Source organism: Dactylosporangium sp. CA-139114, from assembly GCF_050955725.1.
In the GTDB taxonomy this organism is placed as follows: domain Bacteria; phylum Actinomycetota; class Actinomycetes; order Mycobacteriales; family Micromonosporaceae; genus Dactylosporangium.
In genome coordinates, this window is the sequence record NZ_CP192080.1 from 1,779,353 (window position 1) to 1,795,022 (window position 15,670).

A 15,670-nucleotide genomic window follows, 5' to 3' on the forward strand; every position below is an offset into this window, starting at 1 on the left:
GAGCGCTGATGCGGGGACGCTGGTGACGTGGGCGAGCTGATCGATCTTGGTGAATCGCACGGGGTCGTCGACGGCGGGGAGACGCTGCAGTGGCCGCCCCCGCGCGGGGCCGGGCGCCGGCGGTGGCCCGTCGTGCTGATGGTGACGCTCGTGGTGCTCTTCGCCACCGGCTCGCGGCCCGGGACCGCCGTCGAGGAGGCCGGCACCCTCGCCGAGCACGCCTCCGACCTGGTCGCCGACCGCTCCGCCGTCTACGCCGTCCGCGACGAGCCCGGGCTCACCGCCTACGACTGGAGCACCGGCAAGGTCAGGTGGAGCCGCTCGCTGGCCGGGCCCGAGGGCGGGCAGGCCTACCTGGCCGCCGACCGCGCGTACGTGCGCCACCGCCCCTGCACCGCCGCCGCCGGCTGGAGCCTGGAGCGGATCGACCCCGCCACCGGCCGGGCGCAGTGGTCGCGGGGCGGCGCCCCGATCGCCGTCGTCGCCGGCCCGGACGGCGGCGCGCCCGGGCTGCTCACCATCGACGACCGGGCCGCCGTCTGCCCGCCGGTCGTGCCGCCGCGCGGCGCCGCCCCGGACCCGGTCCGCCTGGCCGGGCTCGATGCCGAGTCCGGCGCCGTCCGGTGGGCGTTCGACGCGCCCGGCGGGGCCCGCGTCGTCGCGCCCGGCGTGCCCGGCAGCGCCTGGTTCGCGGTCTGGTACTCCGGCGGCCGCACCGAGATCCGCAGCGCCGTCACCGGGGGCGTGTCCGTCGCCGCCGACGTCCCCGAGCTCGCCGACACCCCGCCGACCAGCGTCCGGATCGTCGGCGGCCTCCTCGTGATCGTCGCGGTGCGCGCGGACGGGGCGCTCATCACGGCGTACGGCAGCGACACCCTGCGCTACCGGTGGCACCTGCTGTTCTCCTCGGCGCAGCAGGCGCCGATCGCCGAGATCGCCTACGGCCCCGTGGTCGTGATGTGCGGCCCGATGGTCTGCGTGCCCAACTGGCGCGACCTCGCCGTGCTCGACCCGGCCACCGGCGCCGAGGCCTGGCGGCGCCCGGTGCGGCTCGACGCGGCCGGCCCCGGCGTGCTCGTCGCCCGCGACCGCAGCGACTTCACGCGGGTGCGCGTCGTGGACTGGTCCACCGGCGCCGACCGCGCCGACCTCGCGGGCTGGGCCGTGGTGCCGGACGCCGGCGACGGCACGGACGACGACGGCATCGGCTCCGCCCCGGCCGGCTCGGTGCTCGTGCAGCGTCCGGAAGGCGACGGTTCCCGGCTGGCCCGCATCGACCTGCGCACCGGCGCCATCACCCCGCTCGGCAACGTCAGCACCGTCCCGTCGCGCTGCTCGGTGCGCCATCACCGGCTCGCCTGCCTCGCCGGCGGGGACTCGGTGCGGCTGTGGCGGTTGCCCGGGTAGCTACATTGGCAGCCAGGGCTTTCACGGGAACTTCACGTCCCGTGAACCACACTGGCCCGGATTCGGCTGGGGGTGAAGGGCGTGCGCGTGCTCGTGATCGAGGACGAGACGAATCTCGCCGACGCGATCGTCCGGGGACTTCGGCGGCAGGGCATGGCCGTCGACGTCGCCTACGACGGGACCGCCGGGCACGAGATGGCGATGGTCACCCGCTACGACGTCGTGGTGCTCGACCGCGACCTGCCCGGCGTGCACGGCGACGACATCTGCGCCGACCTGGTCGGCTCCGGCGCGCTGACCCGGGTGCTGATGCTCACCGCCAGCGGCAGCGTCGCCGACCGGGTCGAGGGCCTGCAGATCGGCGCCGACGACTACCTGCCCAAGCCCTTCGCCTTCGACGAGCTCGTCGCCCGGGTGCAGGCCCTGGGCCGGCGCGCCACCCCGGCCGCGCCGCCCGTGCTCACCATCGCCGACCTCGTTCTCGACCAGGCCAAGCGGGTCGCGACCCGGGCCGGGCAGCCGCTGGACCTCACCCGCAAGGAGTTCGGGCTGCTCGAGGAGCTGCTCAAGGCCCGCGGCGCGGTGGTCTCCAGCGAGGAGCTGCTGGAGCGGGTCTGGGACGCCAACGCCGACCCGTTCACCACGACGGTGCGGGTCACGATGATGACGCTGCGCAAGAAGCTCGGCGATCCGGCGCTCATCGAGACCGTGGTCGGCGCCGGGTACCGGACGCGGCCGCCCCAATGACCATCTACGACGCCCGCCGCACCGCCGTCTTCCGCCCCACCCTGCGCCTGCGGCTCACGCTGCTCAACGGCATCCTGCTCGTCGGGGCCGGGCTGGTGCTGGTCGTGCTGGCCTACATCCTGGTCGACGGCGCGCTCAAGCCCGCCGACCAGCTGCAGCCCGGGACCAGGGTGGTGCTGGCCGACGGCACCGAGATCGACGCGCACACCTGGCAGACCGACCTCGTCGACGCCGCCGAGTGGGAGCTGCTGACCCGGGGCAGCCTCGCGCTGCTGCTCATCGGGGCCGTGGGGGTCGCGGGAGCCTACGTCGTGGCCGGGCGCTCCCTGCGGCCGCTGCAGCGGGTCACGACCACGGCCCAGCGCCTCTCCGGGGAGTCCCTCGACGCGCGGATCAACTACGATGGGGCCGACGACGAGGTGGCCGAGCTCGCGAAGACCTTCGACGCGATGCTCGACCGCATCACGGCCGCGTTCGAGACCCAGAAACGCTTCGTGGCCAACGCCTCCCATGAGCTGCGCACCCCGCTGGCCGTGATGCGCACCGAGGTCGACGTGACCCTCGACGACCCGGAGGCGGACGTCGCGGAGTACCGCCGCATGGCCACCGTCGTGCGCGACGCCTCGATGCGGGCCAACGCGCTGGTCGAGTCGCTGCTGCTGCTGGCCCGCACCGAGGCCCAGGCCGGGCGGCGGCTCGGCCGGAAGGTGAGCACCGACCTGGCCACCGGGGTCACCGTCGCCCTGTCGGCGATGGGCAAGGAGGTCAAGCGGCTCAAGCTCGACGTCAGCACCGACCTGGCCCCGGCCAACGTGGTCGGGGACCCGGGGCTGCTGGAGCGGCTGGCGGGCAATCTCATCGAGAACGCGGTGCGGTACAACCATCTGGCCGGGCGGATCTGGGTGCGCACCGGCACCGACGAGACGCTCGCCTGGCTCGTGGTCGGCAACACCGGATTCGAGGTCGAGCCGGCCGACCTGCCCGCGCTGTTCGAGCCGTTCCGCCGCGGCGGCCGGGAGCGCACCGGCGCCCGCGGCACCGGGCTCGGGCTGTCGATCGTGCGGGCCGTGTGCGAGGCGCACGGCGGCGGTGTCTCCGCGGTCGCCCTCGACGGCGGCGGGCTGGAGGTCACCGTCTCGCTGCCGGCCGCCGCGGTCACCCCGGTGCTGAGCGGCACCGCGCCCGTCCCCGTCGTGTGACGGCGGGCACTTCTGCTCAGAACCTCCGCGCGGCGGGCCGATCTGTCCTACGTTTCCCCGGATGCGTCGGAGGGGGTCGGATGCGGCTGCGCAGCTGGCTGGTCGTCGGTGTCAGCGTCGCGCTGCTGCTGGCCATCGGCGCCGTCGGCATCTCGGTGAACCGTTCCGCGCTGCGCACGGCCGAGACCGTGCACCGCGCCGACTCCCTCGCCCTGGCCACCAACAACGGCGACCTCGCCGCGCACATGCTGCTCGTCTCGGCCGAGGAGCTCAACGACTTCGTCACCAGCCACCCGCTGTCGATGACGGCCGGTGACGCCGGCGACGCGGCGGCGCTGCAGGAGTACGCGAAGAAGTCGCCGTCGTTCGGCTACGGGCTCATGCTCACCGACCTGACCGGCAACGCGCTCAGCGCCAGCGGCCCCGCGAGCATGTTCCCCGACCCGCTGTCGGCCGCGTTCAAGCCGCTCATCTCCTCGCTCGCGCTCGGCCGGCCCGGGTTCTCCTCGATCATGACGATGCGCGGCACCCTGGTGCAGGCGGTGGCCGTGCTCATCGTCGTGGGCAGCCAGCCCGCGGCGATCCTGTACGGGTTCGTGCCCCTGGCGAAGAGTCAGCTGCAGGAGTACCTCGTCAAGCTCACGGACGACTCGCACGTCTCACTGCTCGTGGACGCCGCGGGGGTGATCGGCGCGTCCAGCGACCCGTCCCAGCTCGGCGGCCGCGTGGACCCGGCGATCGCGGCGAAGGTCACCTCCACCGACTCGGTGTTCGTCACGTACTCCGAGCGCGGCCACTCGATGATCGCCACGGTCCACGGCGGGCTGCCGGGCGGCTGGGCCTACGTGCGCACGCAGTCCACGGTCACCTTCGACGGGCCGGTGCGCAACCGCAGCCTGACCATCAACCTGGCGCTGCTCACGATGCTGCTCGTCGGGGTCGCGGGGCTGGCCATCCTCGGCTACCGCTCGCAGCTCGTGCGCCGCCGCGCCGAGGAGCGCTTCTCGGCCCTGGTCGAGCACGCCCCCGACGTCGTGGTGGTGCTCGACGACGAGGGGCGGGTGCAGTACGCCAGCCCGAGCGGCCGGCGCATCCTCGGCGTCACGCGCGTGGGCACCCCGGTCTTCGAGATCGTCCACCCGGACGAGCGCCCGCACCTACGGGAGCGGTTCGCGGCCCTGACGGCGCAGAAGGGCGCCCTGGAGCGCCTGCAGGTCCGGGTGCGCCAGGCCGGCGGCGACTACCGCTGGTTCGACCTCACCGCCTCCAACCAGCTGCACAACCCGGCCCTCGACGGCGTGGTGATCAACGCCCGGGACATCACCGACTCCCGCGAGCGGCAGGACCGCCTCGCCCACGACGCCCACCACGACCCGCTGACCGGCCTGCCCAACCGGCGCCGGCTCCAGCAGCGCCTCGCCGACTCGCTGGAGGCCGAGCCGGTCGCGGTGCTCTTCGTCGACCTGGACGGCTTCAAGCCGGTCAACGACGAGTTCGGCCACGAGGCCGGGGACGAGCTGCTGCGGCAGGTCGGGGCGCGGCTGAGCGGCTGCCTGCGGCCGGTCGACGTGCTGGCCCGGGTCGGCGGGGACGAGTTCGTGCTGCTCCTGCCCGGGATCGGCACCGAGGACGAGACGCGCTCGGTCGTCGCCCGGCTGCGGGCCTGCGCGGACGCGCCGTTCCTGATTCAGGGCGAGGAGGTCCGGATCGGGGCGAGCATCGGCGTGCACCTGGCGGGGCCGGGCGAGCACCCGGAAGCGGTGCTGCGCACGGCCGACCAGGCGATGTACGCGGTCAAGAACGGCCGCGACCGGCCGGGACGGCATCGGGCCTGACGGCGGCGACCGGGACCAGCGGCTTCGCCGGGGGTCCCGCGTCGGGCGGGGCGGGGGAGCGGACCGTCAGCGTGGTGCGCACGGCGCCCCGCTGCACCAGCTCGATCGTCAGCGCCGTGACGCGTGTGGGTGTCACCTGGTCCCCCTCGGTCGCGTACCCGCCGCCGCTCACCTGTCTACCGCCCCCGTCGCGCGTGCGCACCGTAGTTGCCGAAGGCGCGCGCACCCGGGTGGTTCGATCACCCGGCGTAGAGTGATCCGCCCTCTACGGACCGTGTAACACGCTCGGAAGCGGCGCCGCGTTACGGTCTATCTCACGCAGCGTCACGAAGTCCCTGATACGTCAGGTAACCGACGGTCACGAACGCAAGGGGGTATGGGCGGTTTTTGCCCCTGTGGCGAAAACCCGATTTCCGGCTTCCGCCGGTGCCCGCGCCCCTTCTAGGTTCTCCGGACATGGCCGTCAGCGACGACGTCGCTCCCGACGAGTGGGAGTGCCGCGTGTTCCTCGCCGTCGCCGAGCACCGCCAGCACACGAAGGCCGCGGAGGCGCTGTCGCCGACGCGGCCGTCGCACCTGCGGGACCGGCCCTACGCGCGGCAACTGGTGGGCAAGACCATCGCCCGGATCGAGCGCTGGTGCGGGGAGCCGCTCTTCGAGGGCAACCGCGGGCAGCTGCGCCTGACCGAGCGCGGGCGGGACTTCGAGCGGGCGGCCCGCAGCGTCGTCGGCGAATACGAGCTGATGCGCCGGCCCGGCCCCGCCGACGGGCTGCCGCGGCTGGCGTGCCTGCCCCACCACGCGGCGTTCGTCGCGCCCGCGCAGGCGCGGCTGGCCGAGCGGTTCGGGCGGGCGCGGGTCGCCGTCGAATACCTCGAGCCCCATCGGCACGCGGCCCCGGAGCTCCACCGGCACGCGCTGCTCATCGGCGCGCCCGGGGCGCCGGGCCGCCGCTCGGTGCGCCTCTACACGGCGCGCCTGGAGGCCATGGTCCCGGCGGCGCACTTCCCGGGCGTGCGGCTGGCGCTGCCGGAGCTGCTGCGGCGGTACCGTCCGATTCCGCACCTCACCGGCGTCCCCGAGGACCGCCGTGCGGCGTGGGGCCTGGACCGGCACCCCGGCGGCGGCGCCGGGAGGCCGACGGCGGACACCGCGGCCGCCGTGCTGCGCCTGCGCCACGAGACCGCGGCGCGCTGGGACGGCCGGGTGCTCGTGGTGCCCTCGGACGTGGCGCTGCCGTTCAAGGCGGGGATGGAGTTCGGGGGGCGGCACGCGGACCGCTTCAAGTGGGTGCCGATCGTCGCCGACGCGCCGCTGACCTACGAGGTGCACCTGACCGTGCGCCCGGGCGGGCCGGACGAGGCGGTGGAGGCGGCGGTCGCCGCGGTGCAGGCGGCCGCGCGGGCCCTGCCGCACCTCGGCGGCGGCTGAGCGGCCTCCGCCCCGGCGCGCGCGTGCCGCGAGGTCCCCGGCGGAGTTGCCGCTCGGGTGGTGCTGTGCGTGGGCTCGGGGCGCGCGGTGCCCGTGCCGTGCCGCGCGGGTGGCGTGCGCTGGGCTCAGGCGCGGCCGCGGACGAGGGGCAGGAAGACCTCGTCGACGATCTCCACCAGCACCTCGTCGGGGACGGTCGGGATGCCGCGCATCGCGTACTCGGCGCGCAGCAGCATCATCGGGGTCGTCGCCACGCGCGGGTGCGCGGCCGCGGGCGGCGCCTCGTCGCGCGCCACGGCGCGCTCGAGCATGGCCAGCCAGACACGGTCCATGGTCGCCGCGCCCGAGCGTTCGCGCATGAGGTCGAGCAGCGCCGGGTCGTCGGCCGCGGCGGCCAGGAGCCCGCGCAGGATCGTGCCGTGCGGGGACGACCAGGTCTCGTTGGCCCGGCGCAGCATCTCCAGGGCGTCGCCCCGCAGCGTTCCCGTGTCCGGGTTCGGCATCACGGCGTCGGTGAGGTGGCGGTACGCCGCGACGCCCAGGGCCGCCCGATGCGGCCACCGGCGATAGATCGCGTTCTTGTTGGTCCCGGCCCGGGCGGCGACCCGGTCCATGGTCATGCCCGCGTAGCCGGACTCGCGCAGCTCGTCCGCGGCCGCGCGCAGGATCGCCTGCTCCAGCTCGGCGCCCCGGCGTCTCGTGGTCATGGCTTGCAGGGTACTCGACGTACCCTATAAGGTACTGGCCGTACCGTATTTGGAGGGTTGGGCGATGCGCGTCTTCGGCATGAACTACGACACCGGTTTCGTCAGCGGCGGGTCCACGACCCACGAGCCGTGGGACCCCGAGACCGTCCGGCGCGACCTGCGCGTCATCCGCGACGAGCTGCACTGCGACGCGGTGCGCATCACGGGCGGCGTGCAGAACCGGCTCGAACTGGCCGCGCGGCTGGCGGCCGAGGCCGGGCTCGAGGTGTGGTACTGCCCGTTCACCAACGGCCTCGACCGCGACGCGCTCCTGGCGTTCGTGCTCGACGGCGCCGAGCGGGCCGAGCGGCTGCGGCGTGGCGGGGCGCGGGTCGTCTTCCTCACCGGCTCCGAGATCGCCATGTTCACCGACGGCTTCCTGCCCGGCCGCGACCTGGCCGAGCGCATGGCGCTGTTCACCGACCCGATGCGCATGCGCGAGGCGGTCCCGGCCGCGCGGGCCGCCGTGCACGACTTCCTCGCCGAGGCCGTGCCCGCCGTGCGGGAGCGCTTCGGCGGGCCCGTCGGCTACGCCTCGATCCCGCTGGAGGCCGTGGACTGGGCGCCGTTCGACATCATCGCGAGCGACGCCGGCTACCGCGACGCGACCAACGCCGCGGCGTTCCCGCAGAGCCTGGCGGCGGCGGTGGGGCAGGGCAAGCCGTACGCCGCGACCGAGTTCGGCTGCTGCACGTTCCGCGGCGCGGGGGAGGTGGCGGGGGCGGCGGAGCCGGTGACGTACGACGAGCACGGCACGGCCGCGACGATCACGCCCGGGCTGGAGCGCGACGAGGAGGGCCAGGCCCGCTACATCCTGGACCTGCTGCGCGACTACGAGGCCGGCGGCGTGGAGGCGGCGTTCGTCTACACGTTCGCGAACCGGCACCTGCCCACCACCGGGGATCCCGGGCGCGACTTCGACCTGGCCGCGCGCGGGATCGTGCGGGTGCTGCCGGACGGTTCGTGGACACCGAAGGCCGCGTTCCACGCCCTCGCCGACTACGGCCGCGCCCGCGCGCTGAGCGGGCTTCGGGCTTCGTAGCCGCGAGTTCGCTCGAGGCCCGCCAGCGCGGTTCTCGGGCCCTGGGGGCACTGCGGCCCTGGGAGCACTGCGGCCCTGGGGGGCTTGGGGCCGCGACCGGCCGTGACGCTGCCCGAGGCCCGCTCAGAGCCGGGCGAAGTAGTCGCGCGCGGCCGCGACGCCGCCCTCGGCGCCCAGCGCGACCATGAGCGCGGCCCAGGCCTTCCCGGCGGTCAGCTGCGGGGCGAGGATGGCGCCGACGGTGGCCGCCAGCCCGTCGGGGAGGCGGGGCGACCCGGCCGCGCGGGCGCGGGAGGTCACGACGACCGGGATGTCCCAGGAGACCAGGTCGGCGACGGTGCCCAGCAGGGAGACGGGGACGTTGAACGCCCCGGTGCCCTCCAGCACCACGCCCCTCGCCCCGGCGTCGGTGGCGGCGATGAGCGGCGCCGGGCCGATCCCCGGGTACACCTTGACCAGCGCCACGTTCGTCTCCGGTTCGCCCGGCGGCGTCGGGGGGCGCGGGGGCGGCGCGGCGGTCAGGGTGACGCGGCCGCCGTGCACGCGGCCGAGCGGCTCGTGCGGGGCGGAGGTGAACGCGCCCGGGCGCGACGTGGCGGCCTGGCGCACCCGGGCGGCCGCGTGCAGCTCCCCGTCGAGGCAGACGAGCGCGCCGAGGCCGGCCGCGGCCGGGTCCGCCGCGGCGGCCAGGGCGGCCGTCAGGTTGGCGGGGCCGTCGCTGTCCGGGGCGTCGAGCGGGTGCAGGGCGCCGGTGAAGACGATGGCGCCGCGGGCTGTGCCGGGGCCGGCGGCCGCGACGAGGTCGGTCAGGTAGGCCGCCTCCTCCAGTGTGTCGGTGCCGTGGGTCGCGACGACGCCGTGGAAGCCCTCCTCGCCGAGGGCCGCGCGGACGCGGCGCGCGGTCGCGGCCATCGTCGCGGGGGAGGCGTCCCACCCGGGCTCGGCCAGGACGTCCTCGACCGTGACGTCGACGCCGGCCGGCGGGGCGGCGGCGGCGAGGAGGGCGGCGCCGGTGGCGATGGAGCCGGTGCGGTACGCGATGGTGTCCTTGGAGGCCAGCAGGAGCACGCTGCGGGTCATGGGAGCCGGTGCTCCAGCCGCTCGATGCGCTCCAGCAGCGGGGCCAGGGCGGACTCCAGGGTGGGGGACTGGGCCTGCAGGTGGACGTAGCCGGCCAGCGCCGCGGTCACGGCGCGGCGGGTCAGGCGCAGCTCGGCGCCCAGGGCGCGCAGGGCCTGACCGGCCGCGCCGTCCGGCTCGGCGACCAGGCCCAGGAGCAGGTGCTCGCAGCCGACGTAGTTGTGGCCCAGCGCGGTCGCCTCGGTGACCGCGAGCTCCAGCGCCGCCGCGGCCGGGGCGCTGAACCGGCGGCCGTCCGCGGACTCGGCCGGCTCGGGCGTCGCGCTGATCGCCGCGGGGACCGCCGACGGCTCGATGTCGATCGCGCGCAGGACGTGCAGCGCCAGGTTGCCGCCCTCGGCGACGATGCCGGTCAGCAGGTGGGCGGTGCCGACGGCCGGGGCCCGCCCGGCCGCCGCGTGCTCGGCGGCCAGGCGCAGCACGGTGCGCACGCGGGCGGTGAAGTGCGGCAGGCGGGCGGCCAGGGCGGCGTCGTCGAGGTCGCCGAGGACCGTCTCGCGGATCGCGGTCACTCTCCGCACGGCCTGCTCGAGCGCGCGCTGACAGATGGCCGAGACCGGGATGCCGGCGGCCTTGACCGCCTCGGCGAGCTCGTCGGGGAGGTAGACGTTGATTTTGGGCACCCGTCAGGTATACCCCGCATGGGGTTATACGTCGAGTGACGCGGCGGCCCGGGTCTAGGACGAGAACTGGCCTGTACCGGTCCTAGCGTGGGCCGAAGTTCCGCCACGACACGAGGGAGATCTTCATGAGCAGCACCCCACCGGCCGGGTACACGACCGTCGCGCCGTGGATCGTCACGCCCGACACCGGGCGGTTGCTGGACTTCGTCACCGCGGTGTTCGACGGGGCCGAGACGGGCCGCGTCCGGCTGGAGGACGGCACGATCGGGCACGCCGAGATCCGCGTCGGCGACACCGTCCTGCTCGCCTTCGACCGGCTGCCCGGCTGGCCGGCCATGCCGTCGCTGCTGCGGGTCTTCGTCGCCGACGCCGACCGGACGATCGAGCGCGGGGTCGCCGCCGGGGCCCGCGTGGTCACCGCGGCGGCCACCCAGGCCTTCGGCCAGCGGGGCGGCCGGATTCGAGACCCGTTCGGCAACATCTGGTGGATCAGCGCGGTGGTCGAGGACGTCGCGCCCGAGGAGGGGATGCGGCGGCTCGCCGAACCGCGGTACGCCGACGCGATGCGCGACGCCCAGGAGACCCTGGACCGGGAGCTGAGCGGCCGCGCCCACAGCGTCGTCAGCCGCCTGCCGGCCGGCTGAGCCCCGGTGCGGGCGCCCCGCCGCGGCACGTCGCCTGACGCGCTGCCGCGGCCTCGCGGGCGAGGGGCCCGCGGCGGTGTAGCTTCCCGCCAAACGTGTCGCGCGGGGCCATGCCACCGGCCTGGAGGACGCGAGCGCCACAACCGCCACACCGCCCGAGAACCCGCCAAGACGACTACGCGGATCGCTGAGAAACTGCCAACCTCGCGGGGACCGGACAGCCGTGCCGACGCTTCTCAATGGAATGTCGCGAAGTGACAGACCGAGTGACAGATCGACGAGGAAGTGCGAGATTCATTGAGAACCCGCACGCGGGCTCAGCCGATCGGCGCGCCGTGCGTGCGCATGAAGGGCAGCGGGTCGATCGCGTTGCCCGGCGAGGTCGGCGGGGTGTTCACGTGGACCTCGAAGTGCAGGTGCGGGGCGGAGGAGTTGCCGGAGCTGCCGACGTAGCCGATCACCTGTCCGGCCGCGACCTTCTGGCCGGGCTTCACGACGCCCTTGCGCACCATGTGGCAGTACAGGGTGGAGACGCCGCCGGCGTGCTGGATCTTCACGTACCAGCCGCAGCCGCCGACCGAGGCGCTGCCCGTCTGGTCGCAGCTGTGGCCGGCCTCGATGTTGCACACGACCTCGACCACGGTGCCGGCCGACGCCGCGTGGATCGGGGTGCCGACGAACGACATGATGTCGACGCCCACGTGGTTGGGGTTCGTCGGGGTGCGGAAGCCGGGCCGGGCCGAGAAGCCGGGCAGCGGGCTCACCCAGCGGCCGGCCTCGGCGACCGGGGCCCCGGGGGCCGGGGCGGCGGCCGGCGGGGCCGCGGCGGGGGCGGTGCACGACGGCGGGGTGGCTCCGCGGTTGACGTAGGCGTCGGAGACGTAGGCGCCGGAGTCGAGGCGGTCCCACATCGCGGTGCTGCGCATGGTGCCGGTGATCTGCTCGCCCTGGACCTGGCACGCGATGTTGAGCGGGGTGCCGTTGGGCAGCCCCGCGTAGAGGATCGCGCTGCGGGCCGGGCCGCCGCGGGTCTTCAGCGGGATGGCGCCCGACGCCACCGTGCCGGCGGTCGTCGGGGCGGCGGGCGCGGCGGCGGGCGCCGCGGTCTGCTGCTCGGCCGTGCACGGGGGCGGGGCGGCCTGCGGGCGGCGCACCCACGCGTCGCTGATGAACGAGCCGTCGGTGAGCCGGTCCCACTGGTCGGTGACGCGGACCGGGCCCTGGTCGATGAGCTGGCCCTTGACCTGGCACTCGATGGCGACCGCGGTGCCGTTGGGCAGCGTGCGCAGGGAGCGGGTCCAGACCGCCGCGCCGGCGCGGACGTTCAGCGGGCGCTTGGGCGAGACGACGGTGGCGCCGACGCTCGCGGCCTGGGCGCCGGACGGGGGCACCAGTGCGGCCGCCAGCATGCCGGCCACGACGAAGATCGTTTTGCGCATGGTGCACCCCCGGGATCGAGCTGGCTCCGCGCTCGGGCCGGGGGGACCGCGAACCCCGCCAACGCTAGGCGTGGGCGGGGTTCACGGTCCGATATTTCAGGATTGATTCACTCTTTCGGGGCGTTTGCCGCACCGTCGGGCAGGAAGCGAGCGCCGGTCACCCGCTCGGAGATGCCCTCCCGGTCCAGGTACGGCGTGACGCCGCCCAGGTGGAACGGCCAGCCCGCGCCGAGGATCATGCACAGGTCGATGTCGCGCGGGTCGGCGACGACACCCTCGTCGAGCATGAGCCGGATCTCGCGGGCGAGCGCCTCGGTCGCCTCGGCCCGCAGCTGCTCGGCGGTCGACGGGGCGTCGCCGACCTCCAGCAGGGCGAGGACCTCGGGGTCGGGGTTGCCCCCGGCGTCGGTGAAGCCCCGCTTGCCGGCCCCGACGACCCGGGCCAGGTTGGCCGAGACGCCGAAGCGGTCCGGGAACGCGTGGTGCAGCGTCTCGGCGACGTGGTGCGCGACGGCCGGGCCGACCATGCTCAGCAGCGCCATCGGGCGCATCGGCAGGCCCAGCGGGTCGAGCGCGGCGTCGGCGACCTCGATCGGGGTGCCGTTGTCGACCGCGGCGGTGACCACGCCGAGGAAGCGGGTCAGCAGCCGGTTGACGACGAACGCCGGAGCGTCCTTGACCAGGACCGACGACTTCTTCAACGCCTTGCCGACGGCGAAGGCGGTCGCGAGGGTCGCGTCGTCGGTCCGGTCGGCCCGCACGATCTCCAGCAGCGGCATCATCGCGACCGGGTTGAAGAAGTGCAGCCCGACGACCCGCTCCGGGTGGGCGAGGTCGGCGGCCATCTCGGTGACCGACAGCGAGGAGGTGTTGGTGGCCAGGACGCAGTCGTCGCGGACGATGGCCTCGACCTCGGCCCACACCTGCTTCTTGACCTTGAGGTCCTCGAAGACCGCCTCCAGCACCAGGTCGGCATCGGCGAACGCGGCCTTGTCGACCGAGCCTCCGATGAGCCCCTTGTACTTCGCGGCGCGGCCCGCGTCCAGGCGCCCCTTGCCCACCAGCTTGTCGATCTCGGCGTGGACGTAGCCGACGCCCTTGTCGACGCGCTCCTGGTCGAGGTCGGTGAGCACGACCGGGACCTCGAGCCGCCGCACGAACAGCAGCGCCAGCTGGGAGGCCATGAGGCCCGCCCCGACGATGCCGACCTTGGTGACGTCCCGGGCCAGGTTGCGGTCCGGGGCGCCCGCCGGCCGCTTCGCGCGCCGCTGCACCAGGTCGAAGGCGTAGAGGCTGGCCCGGGCCTGGTCGCCCATGATGAGGCCGGCCAGCGCCTCGTCCTCGGCCGCCGTGCCGTCCTCGAACGACGCGTCCTTGGCCAGCGCGAGCAGCTCGAGGGCCTTGTTCGCGGAGTGCACCGCGCCGTGGAGGCGCTCGTCGAGCTGGTGCTTGGCGAAGTACAGCACCCCGTCCCACATGTCCCGGTCGACCTCGGGCCGGGTCACCGTGATCTCGCCGTCGACCACGCCCTCGGCCCACGCCAGGGAGCGCTCGAGGTAGTCGGCCGGCTCGAAGATCGCGTCGGCGATGCCGAACTCGTGCGCCTGGGCCGGCTTGAGCTGCTTCTGGGTGAGCGGGTTCTGCAGGATGACCTGCGCGGCCGGGGCGATGCCGATGAGGTTGGGCAGCAGCTGGGTGCCGCCCCAGCCGGGCACGAGGCCGATCGCGACCTCGGGCAGGGCGAGGGCCGCGGCGCCGGACGAGACGGTCCGGTAGTGGCAGTGCAGCGCGACCTCGAGGCCGCCGCCCATCGCCGCGCCGTTGATGAAGGCAAAGGTCGGTACCGGGGAATCCTTGAACTTCTTGAAGACCCGGTGACCGAACCGGCCCAGCTCCACCGCCTGCGCGTGCTCGGTCAGCAGCGGCATGGCGGTGATGTCGGCCCCGACGCAGAAGATGTAGGGCTTGCCGGTCAGCGCGATGAACTTCGGCGCGGCCGCGATGGCCTCGTCGATCGCGGCCTCCAGGCTCGCCAGGCCGCCCGGGCCGAACGAGTTGGGCTTGGTGTGGTCGAAGCCGTTGTCGAGCGTGATGAGCGCGGCCCGCTCGCGGCTCGGCAGGGTCACGAAGCGCAGCAGCGCCTTCGTCACGACCTCGTTCGGGTTCGTCAGCGCTGCCTGAGCCGAGTTGCCGGCGGTCACTTGTCGCCCTCCCAGTTCGGGTTCTCCCAGATCACGGACGCGCCCATGCCGATGCCGACGCACATGGCGGTGAGGCCGTAGCGCACGTCGGGCCGCTCGGCGAACTGCCGCGACAGCTGCGTCATGAGCCGCACGCCCGAGGAGGCGAGCGGGTGACCCACGGCGATCGCGCCGCCCCACGGGTTCACCCGCGGGTCGTCGTCGGCGATGCCGAAGTGGTCGAGGAAGGCGAGCACCTGCACGGCGAACGCCTCGTTGAGCTCGAACAGGCCGATGTCGTCGATGGTGAGCCCGGCCAGGCGCAGCGCCTTCTCCGTCGAGGGCACCGGGCCGAAGCCCATGACCTCGGGCTCGACGCCGACGAAGCCGTAGGACACCAGCCGCATCCCGACCGGCAGCCCGAGCTCGCGGGCCACCTCCTCGGCCGCGATGATCGACGCGGTGGCGCCGTCGTTCAGGCCGGCCGCGTTGCCCGCGGTGACCCGGCCGTGCGGGCGGAACGGCGTCTTGAGGGTCGCGAGCTTCTCCAGGCTGGTCTCGCGCGGCGCCTCGTCGACGGTCGCCAGGCCCCAGCCGGTCTCCGGGTCGCGGGTGGCGACGCTGACCAGGTCGGGCTGCAGCTTGCCGGCGGCGTAGGCGGCGGCCGTCTTCACCTGCGAGGCGTAGCCGAACCGGTCGGCCCGCTCCTTGGTGATCCCGGGCAGGCGGTCGTGCAGGTTCTCCGCGGTGGAGCCCATCACCAGCGCGGAGGGGTCGACGAGCTTCTCGGCGAGGATGCGCGGGTTGGGGTCGACGCCCTCGCCCATCGGGTGGCGCCCCATGTGCTCGACGCCGCCGGCGATGGCCACGTCGTAGGCGCCGAACGCGATGCCGCCGGCCACGGTGGTCACCGCGGTCAGGGCGCCCGCGCACATGCGGTCGATGGCGTATCCGGGGACGGTCTTGGGCAGGCCGGAGAGCAGAGCCGCGGTCCGGCCGATGGTCAGACCCTGGTCACCGGTCTGCGTGGTGGCCGCGATGGCCACCTCGTCGACACGCTCCGGCGGCAGCTGCGGGTTGCGCCGCAGCAGCTCGCGAATGCAGCGGATGACCAGGTCATCGGCGCGGGTGTTGGCATACATCCCACCGGCCTTGCCGAACGGGGTGCGCACGCCGTCGACGAAGACGACGTCGCGGACAGCACGGGGCACAGAGTCCTCCTAGCGACGAATTACCG

13 protein-coding genes are annotated in these 15,670 nt (G+C 74.6%); 7 read left to right on the forward strand and 6 right to left on the reverse strand.

Annotated elements, in window-relative coordinates; genetic code table 11:
* The first annotated feature begins 27 nt into the window (after window positions 1-27).
* The 5 genes from ACQP2P_RS08000 to ACQP2P_RS08020 all read left to right on the forward strand — a co-directional run bounded on the left by ACQP2P_RS08000 (window position 28) and on the right by ACQP2P_RS08020 (window position 6,619).
* Complete coding sequence (locus ACQP2P_RS08000) at window positions 28-1,407, forward strand: PQQ-binding-like beta-propeller repeat protein (RefSeq protein WP_433614292.1); 1,380 nt, start codon at window positions 28-30, stop codon at window positions 1,405-1,407.
* An 81-nt stretch (window positions 1,408-1,488) separates the two neighbouring features.
* Window positions 1,489-2,154 (forward strand): response regulator transcription factor, encoded by a 666-nt coding sequence (locus tag ACQP2P_RS08005; protein ID WP_433614294.1) that lies wholly within the window; start codon window positions 1,489-1,491, stop codon window positions 2,152-2,154.
* Entirely contained in the window at window positions 2,151-3,353 is a 1,203-nt protein-coding gene (locus tag ACQP2P_RS08010) for a sensor histidine kinase (RefSeq protein WP_433614295.1), read from the forward strand. Before ACQP2P_RS08005 ends, ACQP2P_RS08010 begins: the two co-directional genes overlap by 4 nt.
* An 80-nt stretch (window positions 3,354-3,433) precedes the next feature.
* A complete protein-coding gene (locus tag ACQP2P_RS08015) occupies window positions 3,434-5,188 on the forward strand; it encodes a diguanylate cyclase domain-containing protein (protein ID WP_433614297.1) in 1,755 nt (584 codons plus the stop codon).
* A 456-nt stretch (window positions 5,189-5,644) separates the two neighbouring features.
* Window positions 5,645-6,619, forward strand: a complete 975-nt coding sequence (locus ACQP2P_RS08020; RefSeq protein ID WP_433614298.1) for a hypothetical protein — start codon at window positions 5,645-5,647, stop codon at window positions 6,617-6,619.
* A gap of 125 nt (window positions 6,620-6,744) precedes the next feature.
* On the opposite strand, the gene ACQP2P_RS08025 is transcribed toward ACQP2P_RS08020, so the two are convergent.
* Window positions 6,745-7,326: a TetR/AcrR family transcriptional regulator gene (locus ACQP2P_RS08025; RefSeq protein WP_433614300.1), complete on the reverse strand. Its 582-nt coding sequence runs from the start codon at window positions 7,324-7,326 to the stop codon at window positions 6,745-6,747.
* 64 nt (window positions 7,327-7,390) lie between these two features.
* Between ACQP2P_RS08025 and ACQP2P_RS08030 the strand changes: the two genes are divergently transcribed.
* Window positions 7,391-8,407 (forward strand): hypothetical protein, encoded by a 1,017-nt coding sequence (locus tag ACQP2P_RS08030; RefSeq protein ID WP_433614302.1) that lies wholly within the window; start codon window positions 7,391-7,393, stop codon window positions 8,405-8,407.
* A 123-nt stretch (window positions 8,408-8,530) separates the two neighbouring features.
* Here the strand turns inward: ACQP2P_RS08030 and ACQP2P_RS08035 are convergent, their stop codons facing one another.
* Window positions 8,531-9,487 carry an asparaginase gene (locus ACQP2P_RS08035; RefSeq protein ID WP_433614304.1) on the reverse strand — a complete coding sequence of 319 codons (957 nt, stop codon included), beginning with the start codon at window positions 9,485-9,487 and terminating at the stop codon, window positions 8,531-8,533.
* A complete protein-coding gene (locus ACQP2P_RS08040) occupies window positions 9,484-10,170 on the reverse strand; it encodes a Clp protease N-terminal domain-containing protein (RefSeq protein WP_433614306.1) in 687 nt (228 codons plus the stop codon). Before ACQP2P_RS08040 ends, ACQP2P_RS08035 begins: the two co-directional genes overlap by 4 nt.
* Window positions 10,171-10,295: 125 nt before the next feature.
* Here ACQP2P_RS08040 and ACQP2P_RS08045 point away from each other — a divergent pair, with 125 nt between their 5' ends.
* Window positions 10,296-10,814 carry a VOC family protein gene (locus tag ACQP2P_RS08045; protein ID WP_433614308.1) on the forward strand — a complete coding sequence of 173 codons (519 nt, stop codon included), beginning with the start codon at window positions 10,296-10,298 and terminating at the stop codon, window positions 10,812-10,814.
* Window positions 10,815-11,131: 317 nt separating this feature from the next.
* On the opposite strand, the gene ACQP2P_RS08050 is transcribed toward ACQP2P_RS08045, so the two are convergent.
* From ACQP2P_RS08050 to ACQP2P_RS08060, 3 genes are all read right to left on the reverse strand, one after another.
* A complete protein-coding gene (locus tag ACQP2P_RS08050) occupies window positions 11,132-12,253 on the reverse strand; it encodes a peptidoglycan DD-metalloendopeptidase family protein (protein ID WP_433614310.1) in 1,122 nt (373 codons plus the stop codon).
* A 107-nt stretch (window positions 12,254-12,360) separates the two neighbouring features.
* Entirely contained in the window at window positions 12,361-14,454 is a 2,094-nt protein-coding gene (locus ACQP2P_RS08055; RefSeq protein WP_433614312.1) for a 3-hydroxyacyl-CoA dehydrogenase NAD-binding domain-containing protein, read from the reverse strand.
* On the reverse strand, window positions 14,451-15,644 hold the full coding sequence (locus ACQP2P_RS08060; RefSeq protein WP_433084649.1) for a thiolase family protein: 1,194 nt from the start codon (window positions 15,642-15,644) through the stop codon (window positions 14,451-14,453). Before ACQP2P_RS08060 ends, ACQP2P_RS08055 begins: the two co-directional genes overlap by 4 nt.
* Window positions 15,645-15,670 lie beyond the last annotated feature (26 nt).